This is a genomic window from Clostridium chromiireducens, assembly GCF_003575225.1.
Classification (GTDB): domain Bacteria; phylum Bacillota; class Clostridia; order Clostridiales; family Clostridiaceae; genus Clostridium; species Clostridium chromiireducens.
In genome coordinates this window covers 364995-384230 of sequence record NZ_QXDJ01000004.1, presented here as the reverse complement: position 1 = coordinate 384230, position 19236 = coordinate 364995, and the positions used below count along the sequence as shown (strand labels likewise).

The following is a 19236-nucleotide window of genomic DNA, read 5'->3' as shown; positions in this document are numbered from 1 at the left end:
ATATTTTTATTTTATTAGTATTTTAGAATTTACACTAAAAAGTTATATACAACATAATATATAAGAACACAGTATATATCTCACTGCATAGTGATTAAAGATATATACTGTGTTTTATGTTATGTGTAAGTATCAAATTTTAAATTACACTTATCGTCGAATAAATATCATGACTTCTATCTTGTTTGGCCTATACGTAAGCTTGGTTTTTATATTATGTATCTATAGTTTGAATATATATTTTGAAAGTTCTAAAAATTTCATCTTAATTTAACAAAACAATAAATGTAAACGATGAAATATATGAAAATATAAAATTTTTTCTTTGCAATGGAATTCCTTGCAAAAATGTATTGCAAAGTAGAAAAAATAGTAGCATTATAATAACAAAGTAAACCTATGGGAATTATAATATATTTTATTTATTCAAAAGGGGCATGTGTACGAATAATTATAAAATATTAACTTTAAGATTTCATAGTAAATCTATTGATATTTATTCATGTAGCAAGAGGGGGAGATAAAAATGTTTAAAAAAATAAAAATATCTCAAAAGTTAATTATAACAAGTATAGTAAGTGCATTATTTTTAATTGTAGTTGGAGGAATTGGGTTATCGAATATGAATGTATTAAATAATAATACAAATATAATTTATAATAATAATTTATTAGCTTTGCAAAAATTATATTCAATCCAAAACAATGTTAATTTAGGTGTATCAGATATGGAACATATTATTAATAGTAATTTCAAAAGTAGTGTTAGTGACTCCATAAGTAATTTAAATGATCGATCAAATTTAAATAACAAGATTTTTGAAGAATATGAGAATATACAATTTTCGAGTAATAAAGAAGAAGAAGATTATAAAAAAGTTAGAAATACATTATCTCAATATAGGGATTCAAGATCTAATATAATGAAATATATAAATGAGGACAATTATGAAGAAGCAATTAGGTTGTACAATTCTGAATATGTAAACTTAAGGAAGCAGTTAGAATATAATTTAAATGTTGTTATACAAGACAAGATTGCGTATGCAAAGAATATGTCAGAATCAAGTAAAGCTGTTTTTAATAGCTCATTCATATTTCTTACAGCTGTTATAGTAATTGGAGCACTAACTCTGGTTATTCTAGGTAGTGCAATGGCAATTTGGTTAAAAAGAAGAATAAGTTATGTAGTTAATTTTGCTAATGGTTTAGCAGAAGGAAATTTGACACAAGAAATAAAGATAACCTCTGATGATGAATTAGGCAATATGTCTAGAGCTTTAAATATTGCTACAGCAAATATGAAGAAACTTGTTTTAGAGCTTGTCAATGAGATGAAAGAAATGAGTATTTCAAATGAGGCGCTAACAACAATAATGAAAGAAATGTCTGTAACAATGCATAATATTAAGGGAGCTACAGGTTGGATTGCTGGCACCAGTGGGGATTTAAGTACATCAACGCAAGAAGTAAGTTCTCATACGACAGTAATTGAGGAATTGACTAATGAACTTAATAAGAAGGCTGAGAAAAGAGAAAAGGATTCAGATGAAATCATGCAAAGAGCATTGGAGGTAAAAGAAAAAGCAGAACAGTCATCTATAAAGGCTATAAGTTTATATAATGAAAAAGAAACAAAGATTAGAAAGGCAATTGATGATATAAAAGTAATTAAAGAAATAGACAATATGGCAGCAGTTATAGATCAAATAGCAGAACAAACGAATCTGTTGTCACTTAATGCTTCTATTGAGGCGGCTCGTGCAGGGGAAGCAGGAAAAGGTTTCGCCGTAGTTGCAGATGAAGTTAGAAAATTAGCGGAAAAATCATCGCAGACAGTTATAGAAATAAAGAGAAATGTTGAACAAGTAAGGGGAGTTATTAAAAACTTTATTGCTCACACTAACGATATATTAGGATTTATAGAAAAACAGGTTAAACCTGATTATGAAATGATAAAATTAATTGGACATCAATATGAGCAGGATGCTCAAATTGTAAATCAGATGTCAAAAGAGATATATGTATCTGCAAATTCAATTGCTAGAAATGTATCAAAAGTGAATAATTCGATACTAAATATTTCAGCAACATCACAAGAATCAGCTTCAAGCGTAGAAGAGATATTTGCGAACATAAGTGAGACAAGTGCAGCAGTAGAACAAGTGACAAAACATGCTAAAGATTCATCGAAGTTAGCCAACAAGTTGATTGAAATGGGACATAGATTTAAATTTTAGAGACCCATATAATTGGTTATCTATATATATCTGAGGAAGTATTTTTATTCTATCAGTGTTTTAAAAAAGTAACATAAAACACATCATGTATCATATTATTCCTAGTAATAAGAGATATACGCTTTATATTTATATATTATAGATACTTAATCTGTATATTAATTTATCTCTTAAAATATATTTTAAACTAGAAATGAAGGTCATGCTTTTGTGAAAGTATTACAGTAGAATATTAAGCTATAGATATTTCTTTAATAGAAATTAACAACTTAATATTCAGTAACTTAAACAAGTGCATGACCTTATCTTTGGCAAGTAAATTCATAATCATAATTTTTAACTTAGGTATATATATTAAATTTTAAGTGAATTATTGTTCATTATTAGTTGAGCTAACTTGATTATTGCCTTTATCTCGGTTGTTCTTGCCATTCATTTTATCAGCATTACTTTTATCATTCTTATTTTTATTATATTGAGAAGAACCCATTTTATATCACCACCTTGTTTTATTTTTTATTATTTGCGGAAATAGTTTGCGCTATTCATACTCTAATAAGTTTTATATTTACTTAGGCTGAGATCTAATTTTTACATTAGCAAATTTTTATGGATATTCTGTCATAAAATTTTCACAAATTAGTGCTATAATAGATTTTGGAATAAGTACTATTTATAATTAAAGTATATCCTAAATGGAAATGTTAAATATAGGGCAGGAGGAAGATGATGCGACTCATAACAAAATTCATACCTAACTTAATCACTATAACAAGAATAATAATGTCATTCTTATTTGCTTATGCCATAATTGATCAGTTTTTATATAATGAAGATAAAAGTATTATGTTGATTATATTATTTTCTGCTATTTGTATTTCAGATTTATTAGATGGAAGAATTGCAAGAAAAATGAATTCAGTTTCAATTATAGGAGCTAAACTTGATGTATTTGCTGATTTATTATATATAATTCTTTCATATGTAACTTTGGTTAATGTAAAAATTTTGCCTTTGTGGTTTTTGGGTTTTGTATGCCTTAAATTTTCTGAATTTATTGCAACATCGAAATTTATGAAAAATTATAATAAAAATTCAAATAATCCTTTTGTTTTTGACAAGATTGGACGAGCTATAGCAGCTATGTTTTTTATAATTCCAGGAATAGCATGTATTTATAAGTGTTTTGAAACTAATAGCTTGACAATAGTACTAAATTGCTTACTTTATGTGATATTTTTTGGTGGAATTTATTCTTCTTATTTAAGAATAAAAAGTTGTTTAGTATGTTTTAAATTGAATAATAATATAGATATATGATTATAATTGCATGCATATTAATTATATTTATAGTAAAGAATAGAGTTTATTTTATTTCCAAGTTTTGTTTATGAAACTGGTTACTTATATATTATAATTGTATATATTATGGTTTTAAGGAGAAGAAAATATGTTTTTATTTGATAGAAATAAGCTAAAGATGAGAAGTGAAGAAGATGAAGAGGGAATTAAGACTTTTATAGAATATCATGGAATAAAGGAAAAGAATAGATTTAGAGAAAAGGTTTTAAACGAACTGATTGGAGCCAATTTATGTTTAGCAGTTTTGGATTCAAGGCTACTATTTTTTGGAAATGATGAAAAACCCAAAATTACATTTGAAGAAATTATAAAATCCTTAGATTCGTCAATGATGGCATATAAAAAAATTGAGATAAAAAAAATACCTGAGGTATCTATGTTTGGTTTAACTGTAAAAAAAGGATCCAAGAAGACTGATAAAGATTACGTTATAGGATTTATTTTGAATAAAGATAATTTTAAGATAGTAAAAGAATATATAAATAAATTTAATATGTATTACTTTATAGATAGAACTGGTCTTGGAGAAGAAATTTTACTACAAAAGTTAGAGGAAAATTATGAAGAGATAGATGAGTTGGGTAAAGAATTCTACTGCCATATTTTTAATAATAATTTTAATTACAGGTTAGTTGTTTTATCTGGAAATGAAGCGGCTAATGAAATTAAAGATATAGTTAATAAATGTCATTCAGAGCTATAGCAAGAAAAACATCAACGTTTTAATAGTTTTAAACGTTGATGTTTACTATTTGGTGCATAGTTGTGGTATTAAATTATTAGACTAAAGATTATTGCAATATTAAACAGCATAGATTTCAAGAACGTTCTCAATATCGTTAATAAATATTTTCCCATCTGTGTAATTGCCGATTCTAATTTCTTGTAAAACTTTATCTAGTATGATTTCACCAACTTCAGGATTCACAACTGTTTCAACCTTTACTCTGCGCAGAAGATTAACAGTATATTCTGTACCTCTAAAGATTTTCTTATACCCTTTTTCGTTATTGTAATCCTTAATATTTGAAATTATAATATCAGTAGCATTGCAATTAGCTAAGATAGTTTTTAAATCATCCAAATGCTCACTCTTAATAATAAATTCTAGTTTCTTCATGCTATCATCTTCTTTCTTAAAAATAGGTTTTACATAAAAATGGGACAAAAACTTTAATGATAAAAAAACAGAGTCAAGCTATTTTGCTTTGACTCCATTGTCATGTGTATTTTTATTATAAAAAACGTCGTCTAATATTTATCAATATTAGACGACGTTGTCATTAATTACTATATTAAAACTCATTATAATCATAGAAATGCAAGAGGTCAAGAAAATTATCAAATATTTATTGAAAAATAAATTGTTTTTTTACTACGCAAATGTATCTGAATAGAAGAACTGAGGATGCAGCTGACTTCATGTGGTTTAGTATTAATGAAATAAAAAAGCCATATACATATTGGTTTCGGGAGTTAATTAATAAGCTAAAATATCATAAAAACATCCTATAATAAATGACAAAGACAAAATATATAAAGTTATGTAGTATGGCTTATTAATACTAATTTTACTAATATTTTAGCAGATTATAATCTGTGATAATGGTTAATATATTACTGCCAAACAAAATTTATATTATTAAGGGAGGTAGATTCAAATGGCATCAAATAATAGTGGAAGAAACAGAACATTAGTACCAGAAGCAAAACAAGGGTTAAACAGATTAAAAACTGAAGTTGCTTCAGAAATAGGATTACAAGACTATGAAAGCCAAGACAAAGGAAACCTTTCTTCAAGACAAAATGGAAGTGTTGGCGGTTACATGGTAAAACACATGATAGAAAACTATGAACAAGGCTTAAAATAATTATAAGCTAAAAGCATAGTGAATAATTTCTACCAAATACTATGAACCAAATAAACCCTTATGGTTAAAAGCTGGTAGAACAAATATAACAGAGTTATACTTGTTCTACTGGTTTTTTGCATTGAAAAAAATCAGCTTCATTATCGGACCTGTCATAAAGTAAAACTTTTTATATAGAACTATTTCGTATACAATTTAAGCAGCATGAATTTATGCATACTTATATGATTTATTAATTTAAAAGTGTTTTAAATCAGGTATATCTTATAAATTTATTCTTGACATGTAGTTAACTTGAAGTATTATAATATGTAATATTAGGAAGGAAAGACATAAGACGACTGTAGAGTAAATTAACTAATATATTTATTGAATTATAAGAAGGGTGATGACAATATGGAGAATGTTACATTGGGGAGAACAGGAATAATAGTAAATAGAAATGGGTTTGGTGCTCTACCGGTTCAACGTGTTTCTAGTGAGGAAGCAGCAAAACTATTAAGAAAAGCTTATGATAATGGTATTAATTTTTTCGATTCAGCAAGAAGTTATACTGATAGTGAATATAAAATTGGTCTTGCGCTAAGTGATGTAAGGAATAAAATAATTATTGCTACAAAAACACCATCTACTACTGTGCAAGGGTTTTGGCAGGACTTAGAAAATAGTCTTACTATGCTTAAAACAGATTATATAGATATTTATCAATTTCATAATCCAAGTTTTTGCCCTAAACCAAATGATGGGACAGGACTTTATGAGGCTATGTTAGAGGCAAAAAAGCAAGGAAAAATTCATTTTATAGGCATCACAAATCATAGACTTTCAGTAGCCATAGAGGCTGTTCTTTCAGGACTTTATGATACTTTACAGTTTCCGTTTAGCTATCTAGCACATAAAAAAGAAGAGGATTTAGTGAATTTATGTAAAGAAAAGAATGTTGGTTACATCTGTATGAAGGCATTGTCAGGTGGACTTATAACAAGAAGTGATGCTGCTTATGCATACCTTTCTCAGTTCGACAATACTTTACCTATTTGGGGAATTCAACGAGAAAATGAGCTTGATGAATTTATTTCTTATATTGAAAAGCCGTCTGTAATGACAACTGAGATTGAAGAATTTATTGAAAATGAAAGAAAAGAACTTGTAGGTGAATTTTGCCGTGGTTGCGGATATTGTATGCCATGCCCTGCGGGTATAGAAATTAACAATTGCGCAAGAATGTCTTTGCTTCTTCGCCGATCTCCAACTGAAGGACACCTTTCGGAGGAAGGTCAAGCTAAGATGAAGAAAATCGAAGATTGTATAGAGTGTGGAAATTGCAAGGCTCACTGCCCTTATGGTCTTGACACTCCAAATCTTTTGAAGAAAAATTATGAAGACTATAAAACATTTTTAAAGGCATAAATAGAATATATGGTTAATATAACGAATGGAGTTTAAAATTTAACTAAATAAAATATTGTATGTAAAATATGGTTATAAGTCATAAATTTGTTCAAAGAAGTTAGTTATAAGGAATGGTGTGCATATGTTTCAAATTATGGATTTTATTAATGAATTAAAAAATTCAAAAAGAGTTCTTATACAAACTCATAATTTCCCAGATCACGATGCAGTAGCATCAGCCTATGGATTAAGCAAGCTTTTGTTGGAGTTTGGAATAAGCTCTCATATTATATATAAAGGGGAGATTCAACGAGATTCACTTGTTAAAATGATAGAAAGTATTAATATAAACATCAGAAAGCATGAAGAATTTGATATAGGTGATGAAGATAGAATAATTGTAGTAGATGGTTGTAAGGGAAATAGCAATGTTGAAGACTTAAAGGGATATGAAATATTAGTAATAGACCATCATGATGTCAATAAACCAGAAAATATCAGATATATTGATATAAGAAGCAGCTATGGAGCTTGCTCAACCATAATTTATACGTACTATAAAGAACTTGGAATAAGTATATCCAAGGATGTAGCTACTGCACTAATTATAGGACTAAACATGGATACAGCTCAACTTACAAGGGGCGTATCAGAGGAAGATGTAAACGCCTTTCATATACTATATGAAAAAGCTAATATTCCATTAGTTAATTCAATACTCAGAAATAATATTAAAACTCAGGATCTAAATTTCTATAAGTACTTAATAGATAACATAAAGATTGATGAGGGAGTTGCGTTCTGCTATTTTGAGGATGGATGTGATCAGAATTTACTTGGAATTCTTGGCGACTTTACATTGTCACTTGAGGAGATTGAGTTTGTAATTCTGTGCGCAAAAAATAATGGGGTAATAAATTTCTCTATTAGAAATGAGAAAAGTAAGTTGAGTGCGGCTGTTGTTATACAAAAAGCATTAAAGGGAATTGGTTTTGGAGGCGGACATAAGGATATGGCTGGGGGTTTAATAAAAGATGTAACAAATTTTAATAAAGAAAAAATATATAAACTTTTCAAGGATATTTTATTGGCGGAGACTTTATAAGGTAAGTTATATAATAATAGCGAATAAAAAGAATCTAGTGAGGAAGCTGAAATAATAGAAAGATGGCTTCTAAAAACAGCTTAATATAAAAAGTAACACTTATTCATGTTTATCATATACTAGGTGATTAGGGTGATAAAAATGAGTAAAATTAAAACATTAATTAAATGTATATTCAAGTATAAAGGAAGACACTATAATGTTGAAGATATAATGCCTAGCTGTTTAGAAAAAGAAACAGCAATGTTTTTATATAAAGACGGTAATTACTCTGATGATATTTATAGGGCAGCTTTAATAAGGATAAGATATGGTGACGATGAGATTCCAAACTTACCTAAAGGAAGCAAGGAAATTGAGTTGGTAGACATTAATGTCGAATGTAATTAAGCACTTACTTTCGTAAGTGCTATTTTTTATGCGTACATATATGGCATTATGTTGTTATTGATGTATGTAGGGAATCATTAATTGCTAATACTATTTTTTAGGATGAAATTTAATTGCACTAGTTTTTATAGGCAAATAATGTTTGTTGGATGCTATCGGAAATTCTGAGTCCTTATGTATAGTTTCCTGTATTAGATAAAATTGGTCTTCGGAGGAAATTGGGTTAGTTTTAGCAGCAAAATTTCCAGAAGTAGAATATTTAATTTCAACTAATATATTACTTGCTAATTCATAAATTTCTTTTTCTATGAAATTCAAAATTTTATCATGATCATTTAAATCCAAATTGAAATTTGAAATTGTTTCAATTGGAAATAATGTAAAGGAATAAGCCACAGCTTCGCCTTGTGATTTATACCATCTATCAATTAATACTACAGCGGCAGTTTTCTTTATTAAGATCTTATTGAAATATTCTGTCGATGGTTCTATACGTAACGCAATACTAACCTCATCAATCGCTTCGTTTAGGCACTTGTATACGGGGTGGCCGATTGTTTCGAGGCCCAAGTCTTTTTGTGGCCTAGATTTTACTATGAAATTTCCTTTGCCTCGAATATTATTCACAAGTCCATCATCTTGAAGTAGTGCAAGTGCTTGTCTTAATGTTGTCCTGCTAACACCAATTAGTTTTGAAAGTTCAGGTTCAGATGGAAGTCTGCTTCCTTCAGGAAAAGTACCTTCGTTTATCATTTTAAAAAGTTGATTATAAACAGTTACATATCTCAATTCCTTAGAGTTTTCAACGATATCAAATTCATTCATAAGAATATCACCTTTCTGAAGTCATAAACGTGTCTAGTTAAAAGCGTAAACATGTCTAGACAAGTATAACGTCTAAATTATATATTTTCAGATAAACATTTCATTTATATTTATTATAACTTAAATTCTATGACAGTGGCAATCAAATTGTTGTAAATAATTTCAGGCGGTGTATTAACCATGTCTGCTTGAGATTTCGTACATATTTTATCGATGTTTTCAATTAAATATAACTAGAAAGATAGGATTAATAAAAGTATTGACAAGGAATATTAGACATGCTATTCTTTTGGTACAGACAATAATACAAGTTGGTAGACAAGTTTGAAGCGTATCCAACATTTTTTAAGAACATAAGTGTAACCGTATTCTTAAGGCGGTTTATCAAATATATGGAGGGATTAGCATGAATTATTCAGAAGGTTCGGGTAAACAATATCATATAGATGTTAAAGAAGGAGAAGTAGGTAAATACGTAATATTGCCGGGAGATCCAAAAAGATGCGAAAAGATAGCTTCTTACTTTGATGAACCAAAGCTTATTGCTGATAAAAGAGAGTATGTTACTTATACTGGATATTTAGATGGCGTTAAAGTAAGTGTTACTTCGACAGGAATAGGGGGACCATCAGCGGCTATAGCTTTAGAAGAACTAGTAAATTGCGGAGCGGATACTTTCGTAAGAGTAGGTACATGTGGTGGAATGGACATAAATGTTAAAGGTGGAGATGTGGTTGTAGCTACAGGAGCGATTAGAGCTGAAGGAACTAGTAAAGAATATGCACCAATTGAATTCCCAGCTGTTGCAAATTTTGAAGTTGCAAGCCTGCTTACACAAGCATCTAAGGATTTAAATAAAGATTATCATGTTGGAGTAGTTCAATGCAAGGATTCTTTTTATGGCCAACATTCACCAGAAACTAAACCTATTAGTAATGAATTACTAAACAAGTGGGATGCATGGTTAAAAATGGGATGTCTTGCATCTGAAATGGAATCAGCGGCTTTATTTATAGTAGGAAGTTACTTAAAGGTACGAGTTGGTTCAGTATTTTTAGTTGTTGCAAATCAAGAACGCGAAAAGGCTGGACTTGAAAATAAAATAGTGCATGATACAGAAACTGCTATAGAAGTTGCAATTGAGGGAATAAGAAAATTAATAAAAGCTGACAAAGAGAGAGAAGATAATAAATAAGAATTGAAGAATTATTGCCAATGTCATTTACAGAAGATGATTTGAAATAATAAGTAATTAAAACTAAAATTAAAAGGTAAATTATTAATTAGATGAGATATTTAATTTTAGAATTATTTTTAGAAAGGGTGGAGTTATGAAAAAATATAATAGAATTTTTACTATAGTAGTAGATTCTCTTGGAATTGGAGAGATGGAGGACTCAAAGGAGTATGGAGATATTAAGGTAGATACCCTTGGGCATATAGCAGAATCAGTAGAAAGCTTTAATATTCCCAACTTACAAAAATTAGGTTTGGGAAATTTACGTCCTATTAAGCACGTGGGCCCAGTTGATAAACCTCTAAGCTATTTCATGAAAATGAGAGAGGCAAGTGTTGGAAAGGATACAATGACTGGACATTGGGAGATGATGGGGTTAAAAATAGAAACGCCATTCCAAACTTTTACTGATACAGGTTTCCCACAAGAATTATTAGATGAGCTTACAAAAAGAACAGGGCATAAAATTGTAGGAAATAAAAGTGCTAGTGGCACAGAAATCCTAGATGAGCTTGGGGAACACCAAATAGAAACAGGAGATATGATCGTTTATACTTCAGCAGACTCTGTTTTGCAAATCTGTGGTCAGGAAGAAACTTTCGGTTTAGAAGAACTTTACCGCTGCTGTGAAATTGCAAGAGAATTGACTCTTAAAGATGAATGGAAAGTTGGAAGAGTTATAGCAAGACCATATTTAGGAATGAAAAAAGGTGAATTTAAACGTACAAGTAATAGACATGACTATGCTTTAAAGCCATATGGAAGAACTGCACTAAATGTATTAAAGGATAATGGCTATGATGTAATATCTGTTGGAAAAATAAGTGATATATATGATGGCGAAGGCATAACAGAATCAAATAAATCAAAAAGTTCTGTTCATGGAATGGAACAGACCTTAGAAATAATGGATAAAGAATTTAAAGGCTTATGTTTTGTTAACCTAGTAGATTTTGATGCGTTATGGGGCCATAGAAGAAACCCGCTTGGTTATGCAGAAGAACTAGAAAAGTTTGATGTTAATTTAGGGAAAGTATTAGATAAACTAAAGGAAGATGATTTGTTAATAATTACTGCAGATCATGGTAATGATCCAACATACAAAGGCACTGATCACACAAGAGAACATGTTCCATTCCTAGCATATTCGCCATCTATGACTGAAAGCGGATTACTTGAAATAAGCAATAGTTTTGCTACAGTTGGAGTAACAATAGTAGAGAATTTTGGGTTAGAAATGCCAGAGAACACAATAGGTGAATCAGTATTAAATAAGTTAATATAGGTCTAAAGGAATGATAATAATTAATGAATAATGCGTTTAACCAAACAAAAGAAAAATCACTAAAAACTTTTATGATAAATATTGCAATAGCGTTGGTTGGAGTTGCTTTTGTAGGATTCGGAATTGCATTTAACTCAGCTGCGATGCTTGGGAATGATGCAGTAGCAATTTTATATGATGGAGTTCGCAACATTTGCGGGCTCCCAATGGGTAGCTTAGGAATAGTAACAAACGTGGTGAACTACGGAATTATAGTAATTGCATTTTTACTTAATAGAAGATACATAAATATTGGAACTTTCATATATACAATTCCTATGGGAACCTTTGTAGGAATAGGCTCTAAAATTTATGAAGCTCTTAATTTTCCACTTATATTAGAGTTTAAAATATTAAGTTCAGTAGTTGGATGTTTGATGTTATTTATAGGGCTTGGAATTTTTATCGCAATAGATATTGGATTAGATCCATTTACTGCTTTAGCTATGATATTAAAAGATAAAATAAATTCTCAATATAAAACAGCTAAAGTAATTTGTGATCTTAGCTCCCTTGCAATTGGTTTTGCACTTGGGGGAAAAGCAGGTATAGTAACGGTTATGGCAGCTTTATTTGGAGGACCAATTATACAATTTGTATCAGAAGTCGTAAAAAAATCAATTTTGATACATATAAAGGTTCAAAAACAACATTTTGAATACAAAAAATGAAATCTTTGTAGGCTAGAATTATGACCAATGTACCGAATCCTAATATTGGGGCAAAGCTAGGAGAAATAGTAAAATAATATCATTAGATATTTTCATAGCATCAGGAAACGCAGAAACATTATTTGAATAATTTGGATTCACAGTAGAAAACTTCGCTAAAAGTGCCATAAGTGTAGTTAAGAAATAGAGGAGAATATCCAAGATAGAAATTAAATTTCTATTTTGGGTATTTTTTTGTTAAGATTTATAAAAAGTAAATTTATTAGTAAAGCGTTATAATCTTTATACAATCTTTATACAAATATGAGCATTTTAATCCAATCTTTATATATAAAATAGTATTATTTATATATAAAATTGAATTCTAATAAGTAGAAAACAAATTAGCAAGTAAAGAAATGAGGCGGAGACAATGAAAAAGATAGTTTCGATACTTTTATTTTTTATTATGATCAATATTTTTATATCAGGTTCAACTAATGATCCTTATAGTGGTAAATATAAAACTTCGGATAATACAATTTTAGAACTTACTTCAAATGGAAGATGCAAGGTTATATATAATTTTTATAAGGATGTATTTTACACCTATGGTGAATACACAATAGAAGATAATGAGATAAAAATAACTTTTGATAAAGATAAACGAAATTATTTAAATGTTGAAAGTTTAAAAGGCAAAGTTAAAGGAAGTAGTATAGAATTTTATGATTATACACAATATGGAAGAGAGTGGGTATATTCAAAAATAGAATAATCCTAGTTTTATTTTATATACTCCTATATAATTTTAGTGGAAAGAAAGTAAAATTAACTGAAGTTGGGAGTGATTTAAATAGATATTGATAAAAGACATAGTCCAGATTATCTTTTAAATCAAATAAATAAAGAAGAAAAAGAGTCTTCAAGGGGAAAACTCAAGATATTTTTTGGATATGCATCTGGCGTGGGGAAAAGTTATGCAATGCTTATGGAAGCTCATGATATGAAAAAATTAGGGCACGACATAGTAATTGGATATATTGAACCTGATGCAAGGCAAGAAACTATAGTTTTGGTAAATGGTCTTGAGAATTTAGATAATAAAATAATCGAATATAAGGGAATGAACTTAAAGGAATTTGATTTAGATAAAGCGCTTGTTAGGAAACCAGAAATAATTTTAGTTGATGAGCTTTCTCATACCAATGTGATCACTCAAAGACATAGAAAAAGATGGCAGGATATAGAAGAGCTTTTAGAAGCGGGGATAGATGTTTATACTACTTTAAACGTTCAAAATATTGAGAGTTTAAATGATATTGTTGAAAGTATAACTCATACTGCTATAAGTGATACAATTCCGGATAAGATATTTGATGAAGCTAATAAGGTAGAATTAATTGATATTGAACCTGATGAACTCTTCAAGAGGCTTAGTGATGGAAAAGTATATGGCACGGAGAAAACTAAGAATGGCGTAAATAACTTTTTTACTAAGAATAATTTATATGCTCTTAGAGAAATTGCTTTACGAAGAACGGCAGATAGAGTAAATTATGAAGTTGAAAATGTACGTTTATCAAAGGAGCAGATAACTGTAATGCCAACATCAGATGCAATACTTGCATGTATTTCTCCGTCACCATCGTCTTCAAGAATAATAAGAACGGCTACAAGAATGGCAGAAGCGCACCATTCCAAATGGATAGCATTTTATGTTGAAACTACAAAGTCACAAAACTTAAGCAAGGAAGATAGAAAAAGATTAAGTGAACACTTTAATTTAGCAGAGCAGTTAGGTGGAGAAGTAGTAACTGTTCATAGTGACAATACAATTGAGCAGATAATCCAATATGCTAAATTTAGAAATGTTACCAAAATCATTATAGGCAAAAATCATAAGAAGCCAAATGTTTTTTCTCGTTTTTATGCGCGAGATATAGTTGATAAGCTTATGGAATCCAATTCATATATAGATGTATATGTTATACCAAACTCAATAACAATTGAAAGAAATGAAACCTCTACTAAAAAGAATAATATTAAATTTAATTTATCGCTTAAAGAAATTTTGATATCAAGTTTAATTATGTTAATTTCTGCGTTAGCTACATTATTAATTGATTATTTAGATTATGGTGAAGCTAATATTATTATGATTTTTATCTTAGGAGTTATTATTGTAAATATTAAAACAAGAGGATATATTTTAGGATTTATATGTTCTGCAATTAGTGTGGTTTTATTTAATTATCTTTTTACAGAACCTCGATATTCATTGCAATTTTATGATAAAAGTTATCTGGTTACATTTCCGATAATGCTTATAGTAGCTTTTACAATAGGTACGCTTACAAATAAGATAAGAAGAGAAGCAGAAAATTCTTTAGCAAGAGAAAATACAACTCAAATTTTATATAGAGTAAGCAGAAAATTATTAAGTGCAACAGGTACAGCAGATGTTATAGGAATAGGTATAAAATATTTATCAAGGTTACTAGAAAGAACCGTTATCTGCTACTTGGCACAAGAAAATAAACTATCAGCTCCATTCACTTATACAGCAATTAAAGGAGAAAAAGATAGAAGTTTATTAAATAAGGATGAAGAAGCTGTTGCCTATTGGACATTTGTTAATGATAAAGAATCTGGTGCAGGTACTAACACTTTTTATGGAGCAAAAGGATATTATATTCCTTTAAAAAGTCATGGGAAGATATTGGGAGTATTGGGGATTTCATGCACTAATGGAACTTTAAAACCGAAACAAAAATTTATATTTGAAACAGTTGCTAGTCAAATTTACATAGCATTAGATAGAGAAATTCTTGCAGAAACTCAAAAGAAGTCTAATTTAGAAATTGAAAGTGAAAGATTAAGAAGTAACCTCTTAAGATCAATTTCTCATGATTTAAGAAGTCCTCTTGCAGGTATTAAAGGTGCTGTAAGCACTATTATTGAAACAGGTAATCTTATATCAGAAGAAACTAAAGGAGAGCTGCTACAAGGTATTTATGATGACACTGAGTGGCTTATAAGATTAGTAGAAAACTTACTTAGTATGACGAGATTTGATGGTGGGAATCTGAAAGTTAGAAAAAGCATTGAAATTGTAGAAGAAGTAGTATATGAGGCAGTTCAAAGAACTTCAAAACGCTTTAAGGATTATAAAATAGAAGTAACAGTTCCAGAAGAGGTAATAATGGTTCCTATGGATGGAAGTCTAATTGAACAAGTGCTTATAAATTTATTTGATAATGCCGTAAAATTTACTCCTAAAGGTTCGTTAATTGAAGTAAAAGTTTATGAGAATAATAAAAATGTTATTTTTGAAGTAATTGATAATGGAATGGGAATATCAGAAGAAATATTATCTCATATATTTGAAAGATTTTTTACAAATGGAGATAAAATATCTGACTCAAGGCGAGGTGTTGGACTTGGGCTTGCAATTTGTAAATCTATAGTTGAAGCGCATGGCGGCACAATTAGTGCTTATAATAAGGAAAGTAGAGGGGCTATTTTTAGATTTAATATTCCAAAGGGGGATGATAAGATTGGACAGTAAACCGTATATTCTTGTAGTGGAAGATGATAGACCTATAAGAAATTTTATAGTGGCATCCTTAAAGGCACAAGGATTTAATTACATAGAAACAGAGAAGGGAGCGGAAGCTATTGCGCTTTCTATGTCACATAAACCTGATTTAATAATTTTAGACTTAGGGCTTCCTGATATGGACGGAATCGATGTTATTTCAAATATCAGACAATGGTCAAAAGTTCCTATAATAATTGTTTCAGCAAGAGAAAGTGAAAGACAAAAAATAGAGGCCTTAGATAAAGGGGCGGATGACTATTTAACTAAGCCTTTTGGAATTGGTGAATTACTAGCAAGAGTCAGAGTATCTTTAAGACATAGTGCTTCAAGTGCTAATGAAAAGGAGAATATAGAAATTTTTAAAGTCAAGGGTTTAGTCGTTAATTTTGAAAAGAGAAAAGTGACTATAGATAATGAAGATATTCACTTAACTCCAATAGAATATAAGATAATGGCTCTTCTTTGCAAATATGCTGGAAAAGTGCTGACACATAATTTTATTATTAATGAAATTTGGGGAGCAATGGTGGGAAATGAAACTCAATCTCTTAGAGTTTTTATGGCAAGCCTAAGAAGAAAAATTGAAAAAAATCCAGCTGAGCCCAAGTATATTTATACTGAAGTTGGAGTAGGGTATAGGTTAGCAGAGGATTAATTTTTTAGTTATCTGTGTATAAACTTAAATAATTTCAGTTAATATTAAACAAAATTATACTAATTATTATGCTTGAAAGAGGCATACTATATTTATATTTTTATTTATTGAAAAGGATGATTAATATGAAATCAACTATAAAACATAATGGTATCAGTAAATTAAGTTTAGGCGGAATATTAGTTGCATTAGGTGTAGTTTATGGAGATATTGGAACGTCACCTCTTTATGTAATGAAATCAATTGTTCAAGGTAATGGCGGTTTAGAACATATATCTGAAGATTTTATTCTTGGATCCTTATCATTAATTTTTTGGACGATAACTATTTTAACAACAATAAAATATGTTTTTGTTACATTGAAGGCGGATAATAAAGGTGAGGGTGGAATTTTCTCTCTTTTTACTTTGGTTCGTAATCGTGCAAAGTGGCTTATTATTCCAGCTATGCTTGGTGGTTCGGCCTTACTTGCTGATGGGATGTTAACCCCTGTTGTATCTGTAACTTCGGCAGTTGAAGGATTAGAGCTTATTCCAAGTTTTAACGCTCTTTTTGGTAGTAATCAAGATATTATTATTATCATTGTAATAGTAATATTAAGTATACTTTTTTTTATTCAGCATTTTGGAACTGATTTAATCGGAAAAATGTTTGGACCAGTAATGCTTGTTTGGTTTTCGATGTTGGCAATTTTAGGGATTATGCAAATTTCTCATGATTGGGCTCTATTACGTGCATTGTCTCCATACTATGCAATCAAGATTCTTCTTAGCAGTGAAAACAAATTAGGATTCTTTATTCTAGGCAGCGTATTTTTAGCAACAACAGGTGCAGAAGCACTTTATTCGGACCTTGGGCATGCTGGTAGGAAGAATATTTATGCCTCTTGGCCTTTTGTTAAAGCCTGTTTATTATTAAATTATTTTGGTCAAGGAGCTTGGGTTTTATCTGCTAGAAAAAATCCTATGTATATAAATGTAGAAGGCTTAAATCCATTTTTTCAAATGGTCCCAAATAGCTTTTTGATTTGTAGTATAATAATTTCAACGTTGGCTACAATTATTGCTTCTCAAGCATTAATTTCAGGATCTTTTACCCTTGTTTCTGAAGCGATTAAATTAAATTTATTTCCTAGATTACATATAATGTATCCATCTAGATCTAAAGGGCAATTGTATATCCCTTCAATTAATAAACTTTTATGGATTGTTTGTATTGGACTTATTCTACACTTTAGAAGTTCCGAAAATATGGAAGGTGCTTATGGATTATCAATTACTGTTACTATGCTGATGACAACTATTCTACTATTTAACTACTTATTAAAACAAAAGGTTTCATCTACTATTGCCATTAGTATGCTAATTTTCTTTGGTATATTTGAAGTTTCTTTCTTTATTGCAAATGCTGTTAAGTTTATGCATGGTGGATATGTAGCAGTTTTAATTGCTTTAGCATTCTTATCTGTTATGTATATATGGATTCAAGGTCACTATACTAAAATCCGCTTACTACAGTATGTAAAAATTGAAGATTATAAAGCGCAGCTAAATCTCTTGCGAAAAGATACTGATAGACCTAAATACGCAACAAATCTTGTATATTTAACTAATTCAGAATATGCAGAGAAAATTGAAAGAAATATAATGTACTCCATCTTAGATAAAAGACCTAAGAAAGCAGATGTGTATTGGTTTGTTAATATTGTTGTTACTGATAACCCTTATGATGCAGAGTATGAAGTTGAAACCTTTGGAACTTTTTATATTGTGAAAGTCCAATTAAGACTTGGCTTTAGAGTAGAACAAAGATTAAATGTGTATTTACGTCAGATCTCTACTGAGTTAGTTAAAAGCGGAGAAATAAACATTCAATCTAGAAACTATACTATTATGCCTGATAGAAGAGTTGGTGATTTTCGTTTCTCTTTAATTGTAGAACAGCTTTCATATGAAACAGAATTGGGTTTTTGGGAAGCCTTCATATACAGAGCTAAGTTATTTATAAAAAGATTTACTGTTTCTCCAACAAGATGGTTTGGGCTTGATACTAGTGATGTTGATATTGAAAATGTTCCACTCTTTTTAAGCAGCTGTAATCAAGAACTTTTAAAAAGAGCTTCAAAGTAATCTTATAAAATTAAGTTCGATTTTCATTGAACAGCCACAAATTTGTGGGCAATAGAAATTTTATTTTAGAGTTATATATTAGATTAGTTTTGTTACAGTTTCATAAAAAAGAATGGTCTACAATATGCTAGTAGATCATTCTTTTTTCTTCAGAACTTTAAAAAGTTTAAAATTAGGATATACTTTCAATGATGAGCAGCATATTGTAAGGGAAGTGCAGAGATGAAGGTTGTTTCTAAAAGGATAGAAATGATAGCTTATTTTAGGAAAGACGGAAAAATCAATCCTATAAGATTTAGAATTGAAGAAGAAAATAAATGCCAAGTGATAAAGATTGGAAAGATTATAAAAAATCCTGTTTTATTTTGGGAAAACAGGATTTTTTATTGTAAGCAATAGTATTAGTTCAAAAATTCTATCAAAGACTTATTGGTAAGTCCGGTAAGTTCATCT

At 29.5% G+C, this 19236-nt stretch carries 17 protein-coding genes; 15 read left to right on the top strand and 2 right to left on the bottom strand.

Going from position 1 to position 19236, the window contains the following annotated elements; all coding sequences use genetic code 11:
• Nucleotides 1–526: 526 nt before the first annotated feature.
• The 3 genes from D2A34_RS17615 (at nt 527) to D2A34_RS17605 (ending at nt 4304) form a co-directional block, all read left to right on the top strand.
• Nucleotides 527–2239: a methyl-accepting chemotaxis protein gene (locus D2A34_RS17615; RefSeq protein ID WP_119367442.1), complete on the top strand. Its 1713-nt coding sequence runs from the start codon at nt 527–529 to the stop codon at nt 2237–2239.
• A 729-nt stretch (nt 2240–2968) separates the two neighbouring features.
• Entirely contained in the window at nt 2969–3559 is a 591-nt protein-coding gene (locus D2A34_RS17610) for a CDP-alcohol phosphatidyltransferase family protein (RefSeq protein WP_119367441.1), read from the top strand.
• A 130-nt stretch (nt 3560–3689) separates the two neighbouring features.
• Entirely contained in the window at nt 3690–4304 is a 615-nt protein-coding gene (locus D2A34_RS17605) for a hypothetical protein (protein ID WP_119367440.1), read from the top strand.
• Nucleotides 4305–4403: 99 nt separating this feature from the next.
• On the opposite strand, the gene D2A34_RS17600 is transcribed toward D2A34_RS17605, so the two are convergent.
• Nucleotides 4404–4769 (bottom strand): P-II family nitrogen regulator, encoded by a 366-nt coding sequence (locus D2A34_RS17600; RefSeq protein WP_423243122.1) that lies wholly within the window; start codon nt 4767–4769, stop codon nt 4404–4406.
• Nucleotides 4770–5262: 493 nt separating this feature from the next.
• Here D2A34_RS17600 and D2A34_RS17595 point away from each other — a divergent pair, with 493 nt between their 5' ends.
• From D2A34_RS17595 to D2A34_RS17580, 4 genes are all read left to right on the top strand, one after another.
• Nucleotides 5263–5472 (top strand): alpha/beta-type small acid-soluble spore protein, encoded by a 210-nt coding sequence (locus D2A34_RS17595; RefSeq protein WP_079440527.1) that lies wholly within the window; start codon nt 5263–5265, stop codon nt 5470–5472.
• A 396-nt stretch (nt 5473–5868) separates the two neighbouring features.
• A complete protein-coding gene (locus D2A34_RS17590; RefSeq protein WP_119367438.1) occupies nt 5869–6882 on the top strand; it encodes an aldo/keto reductase in 1014 nt (337 codons plus the stop codon).
• A gap of 136 nt (nt 6883–7018) precedes the next feature.
• Nucleotides 7019–7969, top strand: a complete 951-nt coding sequence (locus tag D2A34_RS17585) for a DHH family phosphoesterase (protein WP_242966064.1) — start codon at nt 7019–7021, stop codon at nt 7967–7969.
• A gap of 141 nt (nt 7970–8110) precedes the next feature.
• Nucleotides 8111–8359, top strand: coding sequence for a hypothetical protein (locus tag D2A34_RS17580; protein WP_079440524.1), 249 nt, complete (start codon nt 8111–8113; stop codon nt 8357–8359).
• Nucleotides 8360–8449: 90 nt separating this feature from the next.
• On the opposite strand, the gene D2A34_RS17575 is transcribed toward D2A34_RS17580, so the two are convergent.
• On the bottom strand, nt 8450–9184 hold the full coding sequence (locus D2A34_RS17575; protein ID WP_079440523.1) for a GntR family transcriptional regulator: 735 nt from the start codon (nt 9182–9184) through the stop codon (nt 8450–8452).
• Between the two features lie 406 nt (nt 9185–9590).
• Between D2A34_RS17575 and udp the strand changes: the two genes are divergently transcribed.
• The 8 genes from udp (at nt 9591) to D2A34_RS26830 (ending at nt 19182) form a co-directional block, all read left to right on the top strand.
• Nucleotides 9591–10379 (top strand): uridine phosphorylase, encoded by a 789-nt coding sequence (gene udp, locus D2A34_RS17570; protein WP_119367437.1) that lies wholly within the window; start codon nt 9591–9593, stop codon nt 10377–10379.
• A 136-nt stretch (nt 10380–10515) separates the two neighbouring features.
• Nucleotides 10516–11706, top strand: a complete 1191-nt coding sequence (locus tag D2A34_RS17565; RefSeq protein ID WP_079440521.1) for a phosphopentomutase — start codon at nt 10516–10518, stop codon at nt 11704–11706.
• A 23-nt stretch (nt 11707–11729) separates the two neighbouring features.
• Nucleotides 11730–12416 (top strand): YczE/YyaS/YitT family protein, encoded by a 687-nt coding sequence (locus tag D2A34_RS17560; protein WP_119367436.1) that lies wholly within the window; start codon nt 11730–11732, stop codon nt 12414–12416.
• Nucleotides 12417–12828: 412 nt separating this feature from the next.
• Nucleotides 12829–13173 carry a hypothetical protein gene (locus D2A34_RS17555; RefSeq protein ID WP_119367435.1) on the top strand — a complete coding sequence of 115 codons (345 nt, stop codon included), beginning with the start codon at nt 12829–12831 and terminating at the stop codon, nt 13171–13173.
• Nucleotides 13174–13251: 78 nt separating this feature from the next.
• Complete coding sequence (locus D2A34_RS17550) at nt 13252–15966, top strand: sensor histidine kinase (RefSeq protein WP_119367434.1); 2715 nt, start codon at nt 13252–13254, stop codon at nt 15964–15966.
• Nucleotides 15956–16654: a response regulator gene (locus D2A34_RS17545; protein WP_119367433.1), complete on the top strand. Its 699-nt coding sequence runs from the start codon at nt 15956–15958 to the stop codon at nt 16652–16654. Before D2A34_RS17550 ends, D2A34_RS17545 begins: the two co-directional genes overlap by 11 nt.
• A gap of 125 nt (nt 16655–16779) precedes the next feature.
• Nucleotides 16780–18783, top strand: a complete 2004-nt coding sequence (locus D2A34_RS17540) for a KUP/HAK/KT family potassium transporter (RefSeq protein ID WP_079440516.1) — start codon at nt 16780–16782, stop codon at nt 18781–18783.
• Between the two features lie 222 nt (nt 18784–19005).
• The gene (locus D2A34_RS26830) at nt 19006–19182 is read left to right on the top strand and encodes a hypothetical protein (RefSeq protein ID WP_182629423.1); all 177 of its coding nucleotides are present in this window, start codon (nt 19006–19008) and stop codon (nt 19180–19182) included.
• Nucleotides 19183–19236 lie beyond the last annotated feature (54 nt).